Source organism: Achromobacter sp., assembly GCF_032102605.1.
In the GTDB taxonomy this organism is placed as follows: domain Bacteria; phylum Pseudomonadota; class Gammaproteobacteria; order Burkholderiales; family Burkholderiaceae_B; genus Achromobacter.
This window is the reverse complement of record NZ_DAMDGT010000002.1, coordinates 50,823-68,440: the sequence shown is the minus strand read 5'-3', so window position 1 is coordinate 68,440 and position 17,618 is coordinate 50,823. Positions and strand designations below refer to the sequence as shown.

Here is a 17,618-nt window from a genome sequence, read left to right as displayed (position 1 = left end):
CCTTGAGTGTTGAAGCCGGCGCCAAACGGGATTTGGTGGGCGAGCTTGTGCTCGCATGGCCACTAACGTTGCGTGTTCAGAAACGCGCACGTCTTGCACTTGAATGGAAGCACGCATTCTAGGGCAGGCTAGCCGTCAGTCTACCTTCACCGAGATTACGAATCTGTAATGCACGGCAACCTTACAAAATTGTCATCTGGGGGTCCGGATTCTGACGAAGGCGCTTGGATACAGTACGGGCGGTCATCCCTCTTGGCCGTTCCTATTGTGTCTCACGTGCGATAGCCCGGCTCAGGAAACAACATCTCCTCAGACACTAGCAAGGTTGAATGATGCGCCTCAAGTCGCTTCCATTGTTCCTGATGGTCGCCGCGCTGTGCGGCCCGCAGGCTCGGGCACAGGCTACGCCAGAAAAGTACACCCGGGAAGACGCATCGATTGCGTCGGCAAACGTCCTCACGCTGTCCGAGGCCCTGAAGGCCGCGTACTCGTTGAATCCCCAATTGTCGGCAGCCAAGAATAATTTCGGGGCGTCCAAGGGACTGGTGGAGCAGGCAAGCCTGCTGCCCAATCCTTCCCTCGACGTCAGCATCGACGACCAACAGCGTTCGACGCGGACGACCACAGCAATGCTCAGCATGCCCATTGAGTTGGGCGGAAAGCGGCGAGCACGCACAGAAGCCGCTCAACTGAACAGTAATTTGGCCGGCCGTGACTATGAGATTGCGAGAGCGGAGATAAAGACGTCCGTCATGTCTCGATTTTTTGCAGTCGCAATCGCTCAGGAAACGGTACGCGTCAATCGCGACATGGCCGAGGTAGCGGCTGGGGCATTGCGCGTGGCCCAAAAGCGAGTGGACTCAGGAAAGGCCGCGCCTTTGGAAAGAAACAAAGCAGACATCGAGCTTACCAAGGCGCAGATTGAAGTGCGTCAAGCAGAAAACGAACTCACCGTTGCCCGCAGGGAACTGTCATTACTGTGGAACGAGCCAGCTCCGAAATTCGCGACAGTGCGTGCGGAGATTGAGGATCTTCCGCCACGTCAAACGCTGGATGAGCTGCGAGGCGCTCTGTTGGCCTCTCCGAGATTGGCTGCCGGACGTCTCGCGTTGGAAGTGAGCAAAGCCGAATTGAATGTCGAGAAGAGTAAGCGGTATCCCGATATCACCGTAAGTGGTGGGCTGGCTCGCGACAATGAAATGGGGCGCAACAAGGCTCAACTTGGGGTCTCCTTGCCATTGCCGATTTTTGACAGAAATCAGGGGAATGTCTATGCCGCCACCATGCAAACGTACAAGGCGCAAGACACTTACCGAGAGCTCGAGGCACGACTGAGTGCTGACTTGGTGACCGCCGCCTCTACGTACGATCTTGCATTGTCTTCCGCGAGCGACTATCGCCAGTCCGTTATCCCTACGTCGCAGAAAGCATACGACGCCGCGCGTAAGGGCTTTGAGGCAGGCAAGGTCGGCTATCTGGAAGTCCTAGACGCGCAGCGGACTTTGTCGCAGGGGAACATTTCCTACCTGACGACGTTGTCGCGCGCGGCTTCGGCCCGCGCCGAAATCGATCGCATCCTTGGTCAATAAATAGAGATGAACATGAGCCCGTATTTCACGCTAGTTCGGCGTCGCACCGTCATTGCCGTCGCGCTTTCCCTCCAATTTTTAATCCCAGCTCCGAGTCTCGCCGGGCCATCTGACGACGCAGGGGAAAGTCATTCCGAAGCGGCAGTGGGCCCGAATAAGGGTGAAGTAACCACTAACGGAAACAACACGATTGAGGTGGGTCTGGTTGAGGAAGGCGAGGCGGCGCGGCTAAAGGTCTGGATAGCGGAGGCAGGCAAGCCAATGAGTGCACGAGACCTGACGGCAACCGCGACTCTGAAAAGGCCGAATGGGGAGGAGAAGGTGCTTAAGCTCACCCCCGCCGCTGAAGGATTTGTCAGCGATCAGCTTATTGCCGAGCCGCACTTCTTCGAAGTGGAAATTAGCGTCTCCTTGCCAGGAAGGCCAGACCCTATCCGCGCTGAGTTGCACAAAGAGGAGGGGTTGCTGGCGCTCACGCCTGAACAAATCTCCGCGGCAGGAATTGGCACAAGTGAAGCCAAGGCTCAGAGCCTTGAGTCGAGCACGAGATTCCCCGGGGAGATCCGATTTAATGCAGATCGCACTGCGCATGTCGTGCCGAAGGCCGCAGGAACCGTTCAACAGGTCTCGGCCGATCTGGGACAAGAGGTGAAAAAAGGACAGCTCTTGGCGGTCATATCAAGTGCATCGCTCTCCGAGCTCAGAAGCGAGTGGCTTGCTGCGACGAAGCGCCGGGCATTGGCTGCCGCCACGCACGCTCGAGAGCTGAAGTTGTGGCGCGAGCAAGTGTCGGCCCAACAGGACTATCAACAGGCGCAGACTGCGCTTCAAGAGGCGGATATCGCCGTGCAAAATGCGGCTCAGAAGCTCAGGGCAATTGGCGCGGAACCGTCCGCAAAAGACTTGAATCTTCTTGAGATTCGTGCGCCCTTTGATGGTGTCATTGTCGAGAAGCACATTGCTTTGGGCGAGGCGCTGTCCGACACGTCAAGCATCTTCACAATCTCGGATCTGAGCACGGTATGGGCAGAATTCGTAATCGCGCCCAAAGATCTGCGGGATGTCCGGGTTGGTGAAGATGCAAAGGTCACCTCGACCGCCTTTTCGGAGGAGGCGGTCGGCACAGTGTCCTATATAGGTGCATTGCTTGGACAGCAAACCCGCACGGCAACTGCGAGGGTGACGCTGAAGAATCCCAACATGGCGTGGCGGCCTGGGCTGTTCGTCTCCGTCAATGTCGTGGTGGAGCGAAATGATGTTGGAGTAGCCGTGGAGAGCGACGCCATCCAGGATGTAAACGGACAACCTACGGTGTTCATCGAAGTTCCCGGGGGATTCCTCCCCCAGCCCGTCAAGTTAGGCGCGACGACAGATAAGAGTGCGGAGATTGTGTCAGGCCTCAGTGCCGGAACACGCTACGTCAGCTCCAATGCTTTCGTGCTGAAGTCCGAGTTGGGCAAGGCAACGGCAGACCACGCGCATTGAGTCGGAGCCCACATGTTTGAACGTCTAATTCGCTTTGCCATTGAACAGCGTTGGCTTGTCTTGTTCATCGCTTTCGGAATGGCCGCCGTTGGGGTGTACAACTATTCGCGACTGGCCATTGACGCGGTTCCGGACATCACCAACGTCCAGGTCCAGATCAACGCGAGCGCCCCTGGATACTCTCCTTTGGAGACGGAGCAGCGCGTCACGTATCCGATCGAGACCGTGATGGCTGGTCTGCCGGGGCTGCAGCAAACTCGCTCGTTGTCTCGTTATGGCCTTTCTCAGACGACGGTGATTTTCGAAGATGGGACAGACATCTACTTCGCCCGTCAGCTCGTCAATCAGCGTCTCCAGGAAGCCAAGGAAAGCCTGCCGGAGGGGATCACCCCTGTTATGGGGCCGATATCTACCGGATTGGGAGAGATCTTCCTGTGGACCGTCGAAGCAAAGCCCGATGCAAAGAAGGCAGACGGTTCGCCATATACGGCCACGGACCTGCGCGAGATTCAAGATTGGGTCATCAAGCCGCAACTGCGCAACGTCAAAGGCGTGACCGAGGTCAATTCAATCGGAGGCTACGCAAAGGAGTACCAGGTAGCGCCAGATACCGAGCGCTTGGCATCCTATGGACTCTCGCTCACCGACATCATCACCGCTCTAGAGCGAAACAACGCGAATGTTGGAGCCGGGTATATTGAAAGAAAGGGCGAGCAGTACTTGATTCGTGCTCCGGGCCAGGTTCGGTCGATAGCCGATATTCAGGATATTGTCCTGACCGCGAGAGATGGGCAAGCCATACGCGTTCGTGACGTTGCGGATGTTTCAATCGGGAAAGAGCTTCGCACGGGCGCCGCGACAGACAATGGCAAGGAGGTGGTCCTCGGTACCGTCTTCATGTTGATTGGCGAGAACAGCCGGGCTGTTTCGCAGGCTGTGTCGAAAAAGCTCGAAGAGATAAACAAGAATTTGCCCGACGGGGTAGAAGCGATCACCGTCTATGACCGCACCAATCTCGTAGACAAAGCTATCGCCACGGTAAAGAAGAATCTTCTTGAAGGCGCGATCTTGGTGATCGTGATCCTGTTCGTTTTTCTCGGAAACATTCGTGCTGCGATCATCACGGCGATGGTGATCCCGCTATCCATGCTGTTCACGTTTACGGGAATGGTGACCTACAAGGTCAGCGCCAACCTGATGAGTCTTGGGGCGCTTGATTTCGGGATCATTGTCGACGGGGCGGTAGTGATTGTGGAGAACTGCGTCAGACGGCTGAGTCATGCACAGCTGCATCACGGTCGTCCCCTCACTCGCTCCGAACGCTTCCACGAAGTATTCGCGGCCGCTCGCGAGGCGCGACGTCCGCTGCTGTACGGTCAGCTGATCATCATGGTTGTTTACCTTCCAATATTCGCGCTCAGCGGGGTGGAAGGGCGCATGTTCCACCCGATGGCTCTCACCGTGGTGATGGCATTGCTTGGCGCCATGATTTTGTCGGTCACGTTCGTGCCGGCGGCTGTGGCTATGTTCATCGGGAAGAAGGTGTCAGAGAAGGAAATTCGGGTAATGGCGTGGGCACGTCGACGCTACGAACCTCTGCTCGACCTGGCACTTCGCCGCACTCCTCTCATGCTCGGGGGGGCACTAGGGTTCTTGCTCGTGTGCGGTTTTATCGCCACTCGTTTGGGAAGCGAGTTTATTCCGAATCTCAACGAAGGAGACATGGCGATCCAAGCATTGCGCATTCCGGGCACAAGTTTGACGCAATCAGTCGCCATGCAGGTTCAGCTGGAAACCCGCTTGAAGGAGAAGTTCCCCGAGATCGAGCGTGTGTTCGCGCGGACCGGCACTGCCGAGATCGCATCGGACGCTATGCCCCCCAATATCTCCGATGGCTACATCATGCTTAAGCCCGAAAAGGACTGGCCGACCCCGAAGAAGTCCCATGCCGATCTGCGTGAGGCGATTCAGCGTGAAGCACAGAACATTCCGGGGAACAACTACGAGTTCTCGCAGCCGATTCAGCTACGGTTCAACGAACTGATTTCTGGCGTTCGCAGCGATGTCGCGGTGAAGATATTCGGTGATGACAACGATGTGTTGAACAAAACTGCGGCTGAGGTGGCTGAAGTTCTCCAGAAGATTCCTGGCGCCTCGGAAGTCAAAGTGGAACAAACCACGGGTCTTCCCATGCTGAGCGTGTCGATCGATCGAGCTAAAGCAGCGCGCTATGGCCTTAGCCTGTCGGATATCCAGGACACTCTGACGATTGCCGCGGGGGGGCGTGAGGCAGGCACGTTCTTCCAGGGCGACCGCAGATTCGATATCGTCGTTCGACTTCCAGAAAAGGTCCGCGAGAACATCACTGCACTCAAAAATCTCCCGATTGCGCTGCCGAGAGGTGAGGGGCAGGTTCAGACCGCCTACATACCACTATCTGAAGTTGCGACATTTGATTTGGCGCCTGGTCCCAACCAGGTCTCCCGCGAGGATGGAAAGCGGAGGGTTGTGGTCAGCGCCAACGTTCGCGGCAGAGACCTTGGATCATTCGTCGGCGAGGCGGAAGCGGCAATCGCTGAACAGGTCAAGGTCCCGACCGGTTACTGGACAGCATTCGGGGGCACTTTCGAACAACTTGAATCGGCTACCAAGCGATTGCAGATTGTGGTCCCCGTCGCCCTGCTTTTGGTGTTCGTCTTGTTGTTCGCGATGTTTGGAAACGTTAGGGATGGCCTACTCGTCTTTACCGGTATTCCCTTCGCGTTGACGGGTGGAATTCTTGCGCTATGGATGAGGGGAATTCCGTTGTCAATTACCGCTGCGGTGGGATTCATTGCATTGTGTGGTGTGGCTGTTCTCAATGGTTTGGTTCTGTTGTCCTTTATTCGCTCCTTGAGAGATGAAGGGAGGCCGTTGTACACCGCGGTGCGAGAAGGAGCATTGACCCGATTGCGTCCCGTGCTGATGACTGCCCTCGTGGCTTCGCTTGGATTCGTACCTATGGCTATTGCTACGGGAACAGGTGCGGAGGTGCAGCGGCCGTTGGCCACGGTGGTTATTGGGGGCATCATCTCATCCACCATATTGACGCTTCTGATTCTGCCCGCGCTCTACTACTTGGTGCATCATGACGACGCCGAGGAGGAGGAGCTAACCGGCTAGTAAGCCTGAACTTTCGCAAGCCTGGCGGGACCTGATGTCCTCCAAGCTTGCGGAAATGTAATTACAAGGTTCGATAATTGTCGAGCGGACTTACGTAAATTGGCAGCCTTCGATACCCAGTGGTTAGATCCCATGTTTACATTGCCACCAGGCCCCGCTGAAGCCGATATAAGAGCGGAGAACGCGATTCAGATCTCGATTGTGATTCCGTTCTTGAATGAGCAAGATGTCTTGCCAATCTGTCACGCGAAGCTGAAAGAGATTCTCGGCAAGCTAGCTCTACCCTACGAGATTGTCTTCGTGGACGACGGAAGCACGGATAAAAGCGTGTTGCTCTTGACTGCGCTGATTCAGCTAGATCCTGGAGTTAGAGTGGTTCGCCTGAGTAGAAATTTCGGGAAAGAGGCAGCGATGAGTGCTGGTCTGGCGCATGCGCGGGGTGAGGCAGTGATCATGTTGGATGCCGACCTGCAGGACCCTCCGGAACTGATTCCCGAAATGGTCAAGGCATGGCAGGAGGGATTCGATGTCGTATCGATGCGCAGGCGCAAGCGTGAGGGTGAAGGTTTCGCGAAGCGCTTGTCTGCTTATGCGTTCTACCGAATCATGAGTCGCTTGAGCCGGTCGAGGATTCCCGCAGACACCGGCGATTTCAGACTTATGAGTCGTAGGGCCGTAGAGGCCTTGCTCCAGATGCCGGAGCGGTGCCGCTACATGAAAGGTCTCTATGCTTGGATCGGGTTCCCGACCAAAGTGATCGATTATGACCGCGCGCCCAGGGCCGCTGGCAAGACCAAATGGAACTACTTTGCGCTGTTCGGTCTCGCCCTTGAGGGCATTACCTCATTCTCAACTGCTCCGCTGCGCTGGGCCACTGGCGTAGGAGCGGTTGTCGCGTTGACAGGTGGCACGTTTGGCCTCTGGATAATTTTAAAAACTATCGTATTCGGTCACGACGTGCCTGGCTATCCATCACTAACAGCCATGATCACCCTCCTAAGTGGAATACAGCTTCTGACGATTGGGCTGTTGGGCGAATACGTTGGAAAAGGATACATGGAGACGAAGCAGCGTCCGATCTTCATAGTGCGCGATGTGCTCGAAAAAGCCACGCAGATGGCCTCACATCACGCCGGGATTCAAACGAAAAATGCAGTTGAAGGCTAAGTGGTTCTTTTGGGGGCTGGCAGGCATCGCTATTGCTCGGCTTTTTTCAATGGCTGCGATGCCACTGATCGATACCTCGGAGCCGAGATATGCTGAGATAGCGAGACTGATGGTGGAAACCGGAGATTGGATCACTCCTTGGTTCGAACCTGGAGTTCCTTTTTGGGGAAAGCCTCCGCTCTCATTCTGGAGCCAAGCGATGGGGATAAGGATCCTTGGCGGATCCGAATTCGCGGTCAGATTCCCCTCATTCCTGGCGATGGTTGCGCTCGCAGCAGTCCTCTACCGAGCGACCGCTATCTTGGTTGATCGACAGGCTGCTCGATGGACCACGATCATACTGTCTTCCATGCTGCTACCGCTCGCCGCGGCCGGCGCTGTGCTCACGGATTCCTTTTTTGCGCTAGGGATCACCTATTCAATGTTGGCGTTCCTTATCGCGCCGACAGCGCCGACACCATTCTGGCGTTATGGGCTCTTTGTGGGCATGGCAATTGGCCTGTTGTCGAAAGGGCCCCTCGCATTCGTCCTCGTGGCGATAGTCCTCGTTCCTTGGCTTGCGCTTCGCCGAGATCGTATGGTGCACCTGACCAATCTTCCTTGGTTAACAGGCACGTTGGTGATGCTCGCTCTGACCGTTCCCTGGTACATCTGCGCTGAGCTAAAGACCCCCGGATTCGTCCAGTACTTTTTAGTGGGTGAGCACTTCCTGCGGTTCGTAGACGCGGGTTGGCAGGGAGATCTGTATGGTACTGCGCACGAGCGACCCTTTGGCAGCATTTGGATTGAGTGGCTACTGGCTTCGTTCCCATGGGGATGGGCCGGGATTCTGCTAGGGGTTTGGGTAGTGGCTAATGCCTCTCGCAGGGCACGGGCTCGTCAGGCGTGTCGGTCGCCAGTCGTCGGTTACTTGGCGCTGTGGGCCGTTGCCGCTCCGACCTTCTTCACCTTCTCTGGAAACATACTCTGGACGTACGTGTTGCCCAGTCTGCCAGCTTTTGCGCTGCTTCTTGCAATGCTCGCCAAAGAACTATCGCCTGCAGAAGCGGTGCCGCGTCTAGCCCGGATCTTGGTAATCACGGGAGCACTAGTGCCAACAGCGGCAATTAGTCTCGGGCTGGTCTCGCTTACGGCGCCCACAAAGCTCAAAACAGAGAAGCAATTAGTGGCCGTCGCCAAATCTCAGATGAGTGAAGGTCAGAAGCTTTACTTTGTGTATAGCCGGCCTTTCTCGGCGCGATTCTATTCGGGCGGCACGGCTGAGCTAATTGTTCCGAGCGAGTTGGAAAAGCTGTCTTTGGAGAAGGGTGAAGCTGCATTTGTAGCACTTCCAAACGGAAAGGAGTTCTTAATCGACGAAAGCGTGAGAGAGCGGTTGGTGCCGATCTCTAAAAGTCGTCGCTATACGCTTTACAAAATAAATGGCTAAGGTTTTGTCAGCGCTAATGAAGTATCAACGTACCTTCGCGTTTCTTGGTCGCGCGCCCGCCGGGCCCCGTTCGCGGTCTCGCCTGAGGGTTCTGCACGTGAGCCTGTCCAGCGGCTTCGGTGGCAAAGAGTTGCGTATCCTCAATGAGATGCTCGCCATGCGTGAACGCGGCCATATGCTCGAGGTTGTTTGCGCAGCAAGGTCTGAGCTAGGGCGGCGATCGCAAAATCACGGCTTTACAACGCACTACATTGAGGTGGATGGGCAGATCGCTTCTGCCGTGAGTCCGTTTCGCATCGGCGGAATAGTGTGTGGAGGAGACTATGACGTCGTCAACACTCATTCAGTGGCAGATGATCTGCGCGCCGCGCTGTTCGCGCGTTTAGCGCGAACACGTCTGGTCGTGAGAACACATCATAGGGAAAGTCGGAAGCACGTGCCGCGACTCCGCAACTTGGTAAGCGATCATGTGATTACCGTAAGTACTTACCAGCGCCAGCGATACCTCGACCGAGGGTATCTCGAGCAGCGTGTACGGACTATTCCTACAGGCCTGGATGTCCAGTGTCTGAGGCCAGTGGCGAGTTCGACGCGCCAAGAACTCGGGATTCCTGAAGATGCAATTGTCATTGGAAACGTTGCCGACGATCGGGATGCGCACGGCCTTCGAATCCTGGTCGAGGCGATGTATCCATTGATGGAGGTCCACCCAGAAGTTCACCTAGTGCTTGGTGGCCTGCACGAGCCCCGACTCGACCAACTAAGGAGACGTGCGCTCGAAATTGGGTTGATAGGAAGAATCCACTTTCCAGATTTCCGCGTATGCGTTCGTGATCTGTTATGCACGGTTGATATTTACGCAATGGTACCGGAGTATGAGGTATTGGGATCCACGTTTGTCGAAGCATTGGCTTGCGGTGTACCAGTTGTTGCCACGGCAGTTGGTTGTATACCGGAGGTCGTCGAGAACGGTGTTTCGGGATATGTGGTGCTCCCTTTCGATCGGTTGATACTCCGTTCGGTGATCGGTAAGCTGATTGTAGACAGCAGACTGCGCAACCAGTTTGGCGAAGCTGGCCGAGCGAACTTTGTGCTCAGGGAAAGGTTCAGTGTGGCGGCAATGGCTAAAGCTATGGAGAGTGCCTATCTTGAGTGGCTTAATCTGGAGCCGGATCAAGCTGGTGTTGGACTGTAAAGTTGAATTTTGGGGCTTCTCGAATAGCTCCGCACTGACTCTAGTCCTGGAGAGTGGCAAGTTGGATGCGCTAGTGATGCTTATGGGCGTCGTGGCGAAGGACGCATTCGCACGAAATGGCAAGTCTCTATCGACCGTTTCTGGCCGGTTGCAGCCCCTCGTGGCGGTCCGCTTCCGACCCATTGCTGCCGTTCGCCTCTCAATGGCGCGTTTCAGCATTGCTGCGACTGAAGGGCGTGCATGCGGGAACCGATCGTGTCCCCACGGCGCATCAACGAGCGGACGCCGGCTCCGACCCCGCTTTCATTATTCATGCTGGTATTCACCAACGCACAGCCTGCGCCGCGCACGGCCTGCGTCACGTCATAACGGGCAGAAGGGCTGTCCAAGTTCATCGGGTTTGATATTCGGTTTATCGAACTGACTATGAACCCTTCGCACAACTCTTGAGAACGCCCGATCGTGACTTGCGCCGGCGCCGGGCGAACCGCGGGCGGCGAATTCTGCGCGATGGCTGCAGGGGGCAACGGCGACTGATTCGAGGTGCGTCTAAATTGGTCGCCTCGCTGGCCTCGCGCCCGGCGCCGCCCGGCGATGGCCGAGGCCCGTAGAAGACGCTTCAACCTCTGCAAGCGCACTCGCCCCGGTGACAGCTGAGCTGGGGCGGCTTTCGAGACAAAGTTGAAAATTATCGACGTTACATCGAACCTGCGCACGAAATCTACTTCGCGCGCCCCTTGTGTGCTGCCAACCAGGCGTCAAATTTTGCGATTTCGCTTTTCTGCGCCGTGATGATCTCCTTTGCCATTTGTCTCATCTCTGGATCTTTTCCATGCTTGAGTTCGAATTCGGCCATGTCCACGGCTCCCATATGATGCATGCGCATCATGGCTGCAAAGTCTCGATCTGGATCGCCCGAGGCTTCAAATGCGTTCATGCGCTTTTGCATATTCATCATTGAATCCCGCATATCGGCGGGAGTATCGGCCTTTGAGGGGTTTGACCCCATTGTCGGTCGATTCTCTGGGCTAGCTGCCGTTTGAGCTGGGGCGGCGAAAGGAATGGTGGCTATGCTAGCTCCCAGTAGTAGGGCGACCAAGCGGCAGACCACTCCGGTGCGCGCATAGAGTGAAATTTTAAAATGGTCCATGATTTTTCCAAGAAAGTTGGTGCTGTCCATATCGTGGGCAGCGGACCTTGCGCAGCAAATCTCATACCACCACCGCGCGAATCGGGGGCCGACGACCACCTTTGCCACCTAGCGCGGCTCCGTAGCCCTATCGAGGTGGGCAGTGAAGCGAACGAGTCTCTCGCCACATCCTTTGATGGTTGGCCCAATCGCGCCGCTGCGGGTGCGCTTTTCTCATCGGCTAGGCACTAGGAACGAGGCTGTGCTCGTCCCACCCAAATGGTCGCTCACGATCTGGCGACGGCTGCGCGGGGCTTTGCCCGGCGGCCGAGTACGAATTAGGTGATTGTTGAAGAGCACAAAGCCGAAGCAACTTCGACCTTCTCCCGCTTTTGGCCAAAGAGATGCGCGTGGATACGAAATGAGCCGAAGTTGATGATGCTGCCACAGAGCGATGGGTGCAAGTCGGGAGTTCGTCCACGCTCCATTCCACTAGCAAGTCGCGGAGGCTTGCCATGAGTTCAGCCCCTGTGTGCACCGAACCAGTTAAACCCAACAAACGCACCCTCGCCGTGCTCCGCACGCTGTGCGAGCCAAGAGCCAAGTAGTTACCCGTTAGTGTCCGGAGGATAGTCCAGTTCACCGAAAGAGATCTGGCCGGCGGCCTTGGCGGCATCCAGTTCCGCGCGAATTTCCCCGCGAGGTTTGGACTGGGACGACGTCTCGAGAAGCGCCGGCGGATAGGCTTGTTCCGCGTTGTTCACAAGCCCAGCAGCTTTCGCCTCGCGCAATTCCTCACCGACCCGGGCGCGCGTCTTCGTACTCAGTTGCGAAAAGGCGGGCGGATAAGCCTGCTCGCCATACGTAATCAGCCCGGCCGCCCGAGCCTGTTGCAATTCTTGCAGGACCTGCTCTCGGGTCTTCGACTGTGCGTATGCAGTGGACGCCATGCCGACCGAAAGCACAGAGACGAGAAGGGAAAGAGTGAAGCGATTCATAAGATTTCTCATAGTGAATAGACGTCCGCTGGCCGGCGAAAACGAGCTTTCCATCGCACAGCGCCGGACCTCCAGTGAACGGTCTACGGTTGATCCAGGCTCTTCCTTTGGCTTCGCTTCGAGGATGCCGCTGGAGAACTCCGCAGAGATGGACCGCGGTGCGATCACAATTCTGAGTGCGATGGAGGAAGCGTCGTGCCTCAAGTTCCGAGGGCATTGACCCAACCGGCTTCACCGTCCACAGCTTGCCAGTGTGGATGGGACGTCCGCGACAGAATGCTGTGTCGGTCACCCGGTGCCTTGCCTCTTCCGAAGGCGGCGGTCCACCCCTCCTCGCCGTCGGTCAATGTCCATCCATCGGCCGCAAAGGGGCGCTTCTTCCAAGCTGCCAGGTCTTGAGCGACCTGCTCTCGTGTGACAGCAGAGGGCGCATAATGTGTCGCAACGCCGATTTCGTCGTTGGTAACTTCGAAGGTAGTGGATGCGCCGGCGATGGCCGGCCCGAGCGCTGCCGCGGTCACAATAAGTGAAGTGATTGATTTACGAGTGCGCATAAATAGTCCTTGGGTTCTGAGTTCAACGGCGTGGTCGTCTTACAAGCTGGACTCTACGCGGGCTGTCCTGACATGACCCGGACTGCCTGATTACATTTATGCAATGAATTGGGGTGGACTATGCGTATTCTGGTCATCGAAGATGAGCGCAAGCTCGCGCACTATCTTCAGAAGGGATTGAGGGAACACAACTACGTCGTCGACGTTTCACTGGACGGGACAGACGGCAGGCATGCTGCACTGGAGAACAGCTACGACCTGATAGTGCTGGATGTCATGCTTCCCGGTATCGACGGGTTCGGTATCTTGAGCGACCTGCGCCGGGTTAAGGACACGCCTGTGCTCATGTTGACGGCGCGCGATAAGGTGGAAGACCGCGTTCGAGGTTTGGAGGGTGGAGCGGACGACTACCTTGTAAAGCCATTCGCGTTTTCGGAGCTCCTTGCTCGGATACAAGCATTGCTGCGCCGCGGCCGAGGGCAAGAATCCACGCTTTTGCGACTGGACGACTTAGAGTTGGATCTAGCCCGTCGCAAGGCTCACCGTGCGGGAGTCAGACTTGATTTGACCGCGAAAGAATTTTCCTTGCTCGCGCTGATGTTGCGCCGTCAGGGTGAGGTGCTGTCCAGGACAATGCTCGCGGAGCAGGTGTGGGATATGAATTTCGATGGCGACACAAACGTCATTGAAGTGGCGGTGCGCCGACTCCGCGCGAAGATTGATGACCCTTTCGAAAGAAAACTCCTTCACACCGTTCGTGGGATGGGCTACGTGCTAGAGGCGAGAGCATCGTGAGAGGCTGGCGCATACCGTCAATTGAAATCCGCCTCACGGTCCTGCTGGGCGTGATCGCTTTCGTCGTATCCTGCATCGCCGGCTATACCCTGTTCTGGGCACTTAAGCGGGAAGTGCAGCGCCAGGAGATGACTGAGGTGGCGGGAAAGTTGGAGCTAATAGACCATCTAATTGACATGCTCGATACGCCTCCGGACATGGAGCAATTTCGAGAGACTCTCGGCAATATCCTCGTCGGCCATGTCAATCTGAGGGTGTGGATCTTGGGCCGTGATGGAAAAGTTCTCTATGGCACCGACGCGCCTCCCGCGCTGCGGCAAGTGGGCGAGGACGAAGTGTGGCTAAAGACTCAGGACGGATGGGACATGCGAGGTTTGAGTCTGAAGATTGACAGTCCGGTTCTCAAAGACGCCAACCTGATCGTCGCGGTGAATATTCGGCCAAGCATGCAGTTCCTGTATGCGTTTGCAACTGCACTGATTCTCATCTGCGCACTGTGGGTCGGCGCTACGGTGGTGTTATCCGCCTGGGCGGTTCGGCGTTCGTTAGCGCCCATACGCCGGCTATCCGTCCAGGCCTCACGTATCCAGCCCGAGAACTTGGCGGTACGGCTTCCAGAGCGCGGGATCGACCGGGAGCTACGCGAATTCACGCACACGTTCAATAACACGCTGGATCGTTTGCAAGCCGCGTATCAGCAGATGGAGGGCTTCAACGCAGATGTAGCGCATGAGCTGCGTACTCCATTGGCGACGTTAATCAACGGTACCGAGGTTACACTTTCCTCGGCTCACTCCGTTGATGAGCTGAAGGATCTGCTCGCCTCAAACTTGGAAGAACTGCAGAGCCTGACGGCCCTTGTCAATGATATGTTGTTCCTTGCTCGTGCAGACGGCGGGGAGCTCGCTCAGGATCCGCAACAAGTCCAGCTGCTTGATGTAGCAACGCACGTCGTCGAGTACTACGAAGCGGCATTGGAGGAGGCCGGACTGTCGGTCACGATTCACGGTGGAGGGATGGTTCGAGCAAATCCGCGTTTGCTGCGCCGGGCCTTGGCGAACCTGTTAAGCAACGCCATAAAGGCGAGCCCAAGAGGTCTCAACATTGATATTTTCTGCCGCGGCAGTGGCAGCGAAGGCGAAATCAAGGTCCGCAACATGGGAACCCCCATCGAACCAGAGGCATTGCCGCGAATTTTTGATCGTTTCTTTCGGGCTGACAGCGCCCGCAGCGGGAGAGCGGAGGGACATGGGCTAGGTCTCGCGATCGTTGATGCAATAGCACGCATGCATGGTGGTACTGCGTTTGCGGCATCTAATCGAGGCGGCACAGAAGTGGGCATATCGATCGGCCATACAGCTAACATTACAAAAAAGTAATCTTTCTGACAGCTTGGGGTTGGGCGCGGCTATCTATAGTGCCAAATACTACCTTCCCATCTAAGCTCAGAGGATTGCGATGGCTAAGAAAAAGATATTGGCTAAAGCGGCCACAGCCGCAGCGGCGTTGATGATTTCCCTGGGTGCGGCGGCCTCTGGCGACCACGCCGGGGGGCATCGCGACGGCCATGACACGGCCGCGGTGATCGGCAAACCTGGTTCGTCCGACAAGGTGTCTCGAACGATCGACGTCAACATGACAGACGCCATGCGGTTCATGCCAAGCGACGTTGAGGTCAAGGCCGGCGAGACGGTTCGGTTCAACGTGACCAATTCGGGGAAGATTCGTCACGAAATGGTGTTGGGCACAGAAGCCAATCTCGATGCCCACTATCAGATGATGGTGAGCGATCCCCGTATGCGCCATGAGGAACCCAACTCAATTTCATTACCGTCCGGAAAGACGGGCGAAATCGTGTGGCAGTTCGACAAGGCAGGGCGAGTCGCGTTCGCATGCCTGGAGCCGGGCCACTATCCCGCAGGCATGAAAGGCGCAGTGTCGATCAAGTAACCAAGACCGGGGGCCTGGTTGGCCGCCCCGGGGAGATAGCGAATGACAAGTGCAGTTTCAAACCCACGCCGCCGCTTCGTTCAGGGCTTGGCTGCCGGAGGCACGTTGGCCAGCCTCGGTCTTTGGCGCACGCCCGTCTGGGCAGCCACCAACGCGTCGCAGAATACAGTTCTGTCTGGCACCGATTTTAAGTTGGAAATCGCGCAGACTCCAGCGAACCTCACGGGTGCGCCACGTATGGCCACAACGGTCAACGGGACACTGCCTGCTCCGACATTGCGCTGGCGTGAGGGCGATACTGTCACGCTACGCGTGACTAATCGCCTGAAAGAGGATACCTCGATTCACTGGCATGGAATCCTTCTTCCCACGGGCATGGATGGCGTGCCGGGGCTCAGCTTTCCTGGTATTCGTCCGGGGGAGACGTTTGACTACCAATTTCAAGTGCGCCAAAGCGGCACATATTGGTATCACAGCCATTCGGGCTTCCAAGAGCAAACCGGGCTGTACGGCGCGATCGTCATCGATCCTGAACGTCCCGACCCGGTAAGCGCAGATCGGGATCACGTCGTACTGCTTTCGGACTGGACCGACGAAGATCCGATGAGTGTCTTCCGCAAGCTGAAGGTGATGCCCGATTATTACAACTACATCCAACCATCGGTCGAGAGTCTCCGAGAGGACGCGAAGAGGGTCGGATGGAAGCAGGCATTGAATGAGCGTCTGATGTGGCAGCAGATGCGCATGAACAATACGGACCTCGCCGATGTGTCCGGCGCCACATATACCTTTCTGACGAATGGGAAATCGCCCGCTGGGAACTGGACTGGACTCTTCAGGCCAGGAGAGAAAGTGCGCCTCCGCTTTATTAACGGTTCGGCAATGACCTATTTTGATGTCCGGATCCCCGGTCTGAAAATGACGGTGGTGGCCGCTGACGGGCAGCCCGTCAGGCCGGTGGAGGTGGATGAGTTCCGGATCGCTGTCGCAGAGACCTTCGACGTTATTGTCGAACCGTCTGAAGACCGTGCCTACACCATCTTTTCGCAAGCTATGGATCGGTCTGGCTATGCGCGCGCGACGCTCGCCCCGCGCGAGGGAATGCAGGCGGAAGTTCCCGCATTAGACCGCGTGCAAGTCTTGACTATGATGGATATGGGCATGGCTCACGATATGCCTGGGATGGAGATGGGCAGCTCGAGTGGAGCCGCGATGGAGGGAATGGATCATTCCTCCATGGGAAGCACACCATCGTCAGGGCCGGGCGCTGTGGATCATGGTTCGATGCAGGGCATGGATCACACCGGCATGAGCGGCATGGGCGCAATGTCGGGAATGGCAGGAATGAACCATGGCGACAAGGGAAATGAAGGAGGTATGGTCGAGATCAAGCACCCCTATCCGGGAGAGCGCAGTCCAGCCAATACGATGCCCCCCGACGTCGTCTCGACGAGATTGGACGACCCGGGCCCTGGCTTGCGCGATAACGGCCGCAGGGTTCTGACATATGCCGATCTCCATTCCGTGATGGAGCCGGCGGACAATCGAAATCCCACGCGGGAGATCGAGCTCCATCTGACGGGCAACATGGAGCGCTACATGTGGTCATTCAACGGTCTTAAGTTCACTGAGACAAAGCCCATTGTGCTGAAGTTTGGAGAGCGGGTCCGCTTTGTTTTGGTCAATGACACCATGATGACTCATCCCATTCATCTGCACGGATTGTGGAGCGACATGGAGTCCCCAGATGGGAAGTTCCAAGTCCGCAAGCACACAATAAGCTTGAATCCTGCGCAGCGGATCACCTACCGAGTGAGTGCCGACGCCCGAGGAAACTGGGCATATCACTGTCATCTTCTCTTTCATATGGAAGCTGGCATGTTCCGTGCAGTGGTCGTGGAGTGAAGGCAAAATGACAAACCATAGACGTACGAAAAATTGGCTCGCGGCGATTGCGGGAGGGGCAGTTCTGGCGGTCACTGGTGGGTTAGCTATTGCTCAAACGAATCCCGGTGCGATGCCTGGTATGGACCACGGTTCGATGGATGGCATGAACCACGGTTCGGCGGAAGGCTCTAGCCAGGATTCGGTGAAAGGCATGGACCATGGCTCGATGAAGGACATGAGCCAGGATTCGATGAAAGGCATGGATCATGGCTCGATGA

The 17,618-nt window shown here is 56.6% G+C and carries 13 protein-coding genes and 1 pseudogene; 11 read left to right on the top strand and 3 right to left on the bottom strand.

Translation table 11 applies throughout. The annotated features are described in order from the left end of the window. Positions 1 to 329 precede the first annotated feature (329 nt). From RT614_RS04975 to RT614_RS04950, 6 genes are all read left to right on the top strand, one after another. On the top strand, positions 330 to 1,589 hold the full coding sequence (locus RT614_RS04975; RefSeq protein WP_080703442.1) for a TolC family protein: 1,260 nt from the start codon (positions 330 to 332) through the stop codon (positions 1,587 to 1,589). 12 nt (positions 1,590 to 1,601) lie between these two features. After that, the gene (locus RT614_RS04970; RefSeq protein WP_313620737.1) at positions 1,602 to 3,074 is read left to right on the top strand and encodes an efflux RND transporter periplasmic adaptor subunit; all 1,473 of its coding nucleotides are present in this window, start codon (positions 1,602 to 1,604) and stop codon (positions 3,072 to 3,074) included. 12 nt (positions 3,075 to 3,086) lie between these two features. Then, the gene (locus tag RT614_RS04965) at positions 3,087 to 6,236 is read left to right on the top strand and encodes a CusA/CzcA family heavy metal efflux RND transporter (RefSeq protein WP_033470842.1); all 3,150 of its coding nucleotides are present in this window, start codon (positions 3,087 to 3,089) and stop codon (positions 6,234 to 6,236) included. A 99-nt stretch (positions 6,237 to 6,335) separates the two neighbouring features. Further along, on the top strand, positions 6,336 to 7,403 hold the full coding sequence (locus tag RT614_RS04960; protein ID WP_232481942.1) for a glycosyltransferase family 2 protein: 1,068 nt from the start codon (positions 6,336 to 6,338) through the stop codon (positions 7,401 to 7,403). Then, complete coding sequence (locus RT614_RS04955) at positions 7,387 to 8,832, top strand: ArnT family glycosyltransferase (RefSeq protein ID WP_033470845.1); 1,446 nt, start codon at positions 7,387 to 7,389, stop codon at positions 8,830 to 8,832. Before RT614_RS04960 ends, RT614_RS04955 begins: the two co-directional genes overlap by 17 nt. Positions 8,833 to 8,929: 97 nt before the next feature. After that, positions 8,930 to 10,027: a glycosyltransferase family 4 protein gene (locus RT614_RS04950; protein ID WP_313620736.1), complete on the top strand. Its 1,098-nt coding sequence runs from the start codon at positions 8,930 to 8,932 to the stop codon at positions 10,025 to 10,027. A 721-nt stretch (positions 10,028 to 10,748) separates the two neighbouring features. On the opposite strand, the gene RT614_RS04945 is transcribed toward RT614_RS04950, so the two are convergent. The 3 genes from RT614_RS04945 to RT614_RS04935 all read right to left on the bottom strand — a co-directional run bounded on the left by RT614_RS04945 (position 10,749) and on the right by RT614_RS04935 (position 12,708). After that, complete coding sequence (locus tag RT614_RS04945) at positions 10,749 to 11,207, bottom strand: DUF305 domain-containing protein (RefSeq protein WP_312437060.1); 459 nt, start codon at positions 11,205 to 11,207, stop codon at positions 10,749 to 10,751. 557 nt (positions 11,208 to 11,764) lie between these two features. Further along, on the bottom strand, positions 11,765 to 12,154 hold the full coding sequence (locus RT614_RS04940; RefSeq protein WP_076515694.1) for a DUF4148 domain-containing protein: 390 nt from the start codon (positions 12,152 to 12,154) through the stop codon (positions 11,765 to 11,767). A 200-nt stretch (positions 12,155 to 12,354) separates the two neighbouring features. Further along, positions 12,355 to 12,708, bottom strand: coding sequence for a DUF4148 domain-containing protein (locus tag RT614_RS04935; RefSeq protein ID WP_076515692.1), 354 nt, complete (start codon positions 12,706 to 12,708; stop codon positions 12,355 to 12,357). A 120-nt stretch (positions 12,709 to 12,828) separates the two neighbouring features. Between RT614_RS04935 and RT614_RS04930 the strand changes: the two genes are divergently transcribed. From RT614_RS04930 to RT614_RS04910, 5 genes and pseudogenes are all read left to right on the top strand, one after another. Next, positions 12,829 to 13,503, top strand: coding sequence for a heavy metal response regulator transcription factor (locus RT614_RS04930; RefSeq protein ID WP_076515690.1), 675 nt, complete (start codon positions 12,829 to 12,831; stop codon positions 13,501 to 13,503). Then, positions 13,500 to 14,882 carry a heavy metal sensor histidine kinase gene (locus RT614_RS04925; protein ID WP_076515688.1) on the top strand — a complete coding sequence of 461 codons (1,383 nt, stop codon included), beginning with the start codon at positions 13,500 to 13,502 and terminating at the stop codon, positions 14,880 to 14,882. Before RT614_RS04930 ends, RT614_RS04925 begins: the two co-directional genes overlap by 4 nt. 79 nt (positions 14,883 to 14,961) lie before the next feature. Next, positions 14,962 to 15,453, top strand: a complete 492-nt coding sequence (locus RT614_RS04920; RefSeq protein WP_076515686.1) for a plastocyanin/azurin family copper-binding protein — start codon at positions 14,962 to 14,964, stop codon at positions 15,451 to 15,453. A 42-nt stretch (positions 15,454 to 15,495) separates the two neighbouring features. Beyond that, positions 15,496 to 17,358 carry a copper resistance system multicopper oxidase gene (locus tag RT614_RS04915; protein ID WP_076515684.1) on the top strand — a complete coding sequence of 621 codons (1,863 nt, stop codon included), beginning with the start codon at positions 15,496 to 15,498 and terminating at the stop codon, positions 17,356 to 17,358. Positions 17,359 to 17,365: 7 nt separating this feature from the next. Beyond that, positions 17,366 to 17,618 (top strand): annotated as a pseudogene (locus tag RT614_RS04910) (copper resistance protein CopB); the annotation flags it as partial.